The organism is Micromonospora sp. NPDC003776 (genome assembly GCF_053605645.1).
Map to the genome: position 1 here is coordinate 1 of NZ_JBSGJR010000680.1, position 3,295 is coordinate 3,295.

Annotated in this window: 3 protein-coding genes; all 3 read right to left on the reverse strand. The window is 75.0% G+C overall.

Annotation, left to right across the window (positions count from 1 at the left end; translation table 11 throughout):
* Positions 1-1,041: allantoate amidohydrolase (locus ACWEVO_RS33200; RefSeq protein ID WP_452311382.1), on the reverse strand; the 1,041-nt coding region annotated here is incomplete at its 3' end.
* Positions 1,038-2,693 carry a urocanate hydratase gene (hutU, locus tag ACWEVO_RS33205; RefSeq protein ID WP_452311383.1) on the reverse strand — a complete coding sequence of 552 codons (1,656 nt, stop codon included), beginning with the start codon at positions 2,691-2,693 and terminating at the stop codon, positions 1,038-1,040. The genes ACWEVO_RS33200 and hutU, both read right to left, overlap by 4 nt.
* A 12-nt stretch (positions 2,694-2,705) precedes the next feature.
* On the reverse strand, positions 2,706-3,295 hold a 590-nt coding region (locus tag ACWEVO_RS33210), incomplete at its 5' end, for a MurR/RpiR family transcriptional regulator (RefSeq protein ID WP_452311384.1).

The following is a 3,295-nucleotide window of genomic DNA, read 5'->3' on the forward strand; positions in this document are numbered from 1 at the left end:
GTGGCCCGCCCCGGTGGGCAGCACCGGCGCGTCCAGCAGCGCCGCCAGCCGGTCGGCCAGCCCGCCGTCGAACGCGACCAGCGGGGTGGCCGACTCCTGCGTGCAGGTCAGCTCGGTGCCGTCCCGCCGGGCCCGCTCGGCCGCCTTGATCCGCACTGCATCGACCAGGCCGTGCAGCGTCTCCGGCTCCGCCGCCCGGGCGTCCAGCCAGCCGGTCACCCGGGCCGGGATGGCGTTGGTGGCGTTCGGCTCCACCGCCACCCGGCCGACCGTGGCGTGCGCGTCGCGCAGCCGGGCCTCCTTGTTCGCCGCGAGCACGGTGAACGCGTAGGTGAGCATCGGGTCGCGGCGGTCGGCCATCCGCGTCGTACCGGCGTGGTTGCCCTCGCCGTGGAAGTCGAACCGCCAGCGGCCGTGCGGCCAGATCGCGCTGGCCACCGCGACCGGCGCGGCCCGGTCGACCAGCGCGCGGCCCTGCTCGACGTGCAGCTCCACGAAGGCCGCGAAGCGGCCGAGCAGGCCCGGGTCGGCGCCCGCCGGCCGGTCGCCCAGCGCCTCGGCGAAGCTCACCCCGGCCGCGTCGCGCAGCCCGGCCGCGCGGTCCACCGCGATCTCCCCGGTGAGCAGCCGCGACCCCAGGCAGGGTACGCCGAACCGGGCGCCCTCCTCCTCCACGAACGCGGCCACCGCCACCGGCCGGTCCGGGGTGGTCCCGGCCGCCCGCAGCTCGTCCACGGCGAGGAACGCGCTGACGATGCCGAGCGGCCCGTCGTACGCCCCGCCGTGCGGCACCGAGTCGAAGTGGCTGCCGGTCAGCACCGCGCCGCCGGCCGCGGGGTCGCCCCACCAGGCGAACAGGTTGCCGTTGCCGTCCTCCTGGACTGGCATGCCCCGCGTTTCGGCCTGCTCCCGGAACCAGGCCCGCAGCGCCAGCTCCGGCTCGGTCAACGCGTAGCGCAGGTAGCCGCCGCTGCCCGCGTCCCGCCCGATCGGCGCGATCTCGTCCCACAGCTTCCGGAACCGGGCGGCCAGGTCGGTCACGCCGTCCCCTCGGCCATCGGGACGCGGACGCCGGTGCGCTCGGCGACCTCGCGGGCCGCGTCGTAGCCGGCGTCCACGTGCCGGATCACACCCATCGCCGGGTCGTTGGTGAGCACCCGCTCGATCTTCTGGCCGGCCAGGGCGCTCCCGTCGGCGACGCAGACCTGCCCGGCGTGGATGGACCGGCCGATGCCGACGCCGCCGCCGTGGTGGATGGACACCCAGGACGCGCCGCTGGCGGTGTTGACCAGGGCGTTGAGCAGCGGCCAGTCGGCGATCGCGTCGGACCCGTCGGCCATCGCCTCGGTCTCCCGGTAGGGGCTGGCCACGCTGCCGCAGTCCAGGTGGTCCCGACCGATGACCACCGGCGCGGAGAGCTCGCCGGCGGCGACCATCTCGTTGAACCGTACCCCGGCCTTGTCCCGCTCGCCGTAGCCGAGCCAGCAGATCCGGGCCGGCAGGCCCTGGAAGGCGACCCGCTCGCCGGCCATCCGGATCCACCGCGCGAGGGACTCGTTCTCCGGGAACAGGTCGAGGATGGCCCGGTCGGTGGCCGCGATGTCCTTCGGGTCGCCGGAGAGCGCCGCCCAGCGGAACGGGCCCTTGCCCTCGCAGAACAGCGGCCGGATGTACGCCGGCACGAAGCCGGGGAAGTCGAAGGCCCGCTCGTAGCCGCCGAGCTTCGCCTCGCCGCGGATCGAGTTGCCGTAGTCGAAGACCTCGGCGCCCGCGTCCAGGAAGCCGACCATCGCCTCGACGTGCTTCGCCATCGAGACCCGCGCCCGGTCGGTGAACTCGGCCGGCTTCGCCGCCGCGTAGTCCCGGGCGTCGGCCAGCTCCACCCCCTCCGGCAGGTACGACAGCGGGTCGTGTGCGCTGGTCTGGTCGGTGACGATGTCGATCGCCACACCCCGGCGCAGCAGTTCGGGGAAGACGGTGGCGGCGTTGCCGACCACGCCGACGCTCAGCGCCCGCCGGTCCCGCTTCGCGGCCAGCGCCCGCTCGACCGCGTCGTCCAGCGAGTCGGCGATCTCGTCCAGGTAGCGGTCGTGCGCCCGGCGCTCCAGCCGGCTGCGGTCCACGTCCACGATGAGGCAGGCGCCGCCGTTCATGGTCACCGCCAGGGGCTGGGCGCCACCCATGCCGCCGCAGCCGGCGGTGAGGGTCAGCGTTCCGGCGAGGCTGCCGCCGAACCGCTTCGCGGCGACGGCCGCGAAGGTCTCGTACGTGCCCTGGAGGATGCCCTGGGTGCCGATGTAGATCCAGGAACCGGCGGTCATCTGCCCGTACATGGTCAGACCGAGCTGTTCGAGCCGGCGGAACTCCGGCCAGGTGGCCCAGTCACCGACCAGGTTGGAGTTGGCCAGCAGCACCCGGGGCGCCCACTCGTGGGTACGCATGACGCCGACCGGGCGGCCGGACTGCACCAGCATGGTCTCGTCGTCGCGCAGCTCGGTCAGGGTCCGCACCAGCGCGTGGTACGACGGCCAGTCCCGGGCGGCCCGACCGGTGCCGCCGTAGACCACCAGGTCCTCGGGGCGCTCGGCGACCTCGGGGTCGAGGTTGTTCATCAGCATCCGCAGCGCGGCCTCCTGCGGCCACCCCTTCGCGGTGCGTACGGTGCCGCGGGCGGCGCGGACGGGCTGGTGCATGTCGTACTCCTCTCAGCCGAGGAACAACTGGCGGCGGGCGGCGGACGACTCGAACGCCTCGAGCCGGGCCTGGGTCTCGGCCGGGGCGGCGTCGCAGATCGCCTGGAGCACCACCATGGCCAGGGTCATCGGAGCGGTGTGCAGGTCGAAGACCAGGTCGGTGCCGACGGCGGCGGGGAGCACCACCTCGGCGTGGTCGGTCGCCGGGCTGACCGGCGAGTCGGTGATCGCCACTACGGTCAGCCCCAGGTCACGGGCCTCGCGCAGCGCGTCCAGGGTCTCCCGGGGGTAGCGGGGCAGCACGAACGCGAGCAGCGCGCCCGCCCCGGCCGCGGCGGCCTGTTCGAGCCGGTCGGCGAGGAGGCTGCCACCGTCGTCGAGCACCCGCACGTCCGGGTGCACCTTCGCGGCGAAGTACGCGAAGTACGCGGCCAGCGGCGCGGCGGCGCGCAACCCGAGCACCGGCAGCGGACGGCTGGCGGCGAGCAGCTTGCCCACCTCGGCGAGCCGGCCCGCGTCGGCCAGCTCGCCGGCGAGCCGGTCGAGGTTGCCCATCTCGGCCCGGACCGCCCGCTGGTACAGGTTGCCCCCGTCGGCCGGCG

Bases quoted from the DNA above. Each gene is read 5' to 3' on its own strand.
- hutU (WP_452311383.1), bottom strand. From the start codon at position 2,693: ATGCACCAGCCCGTCCGCGCCGCCCGCGGCACCGTACGCACCGCGAAG.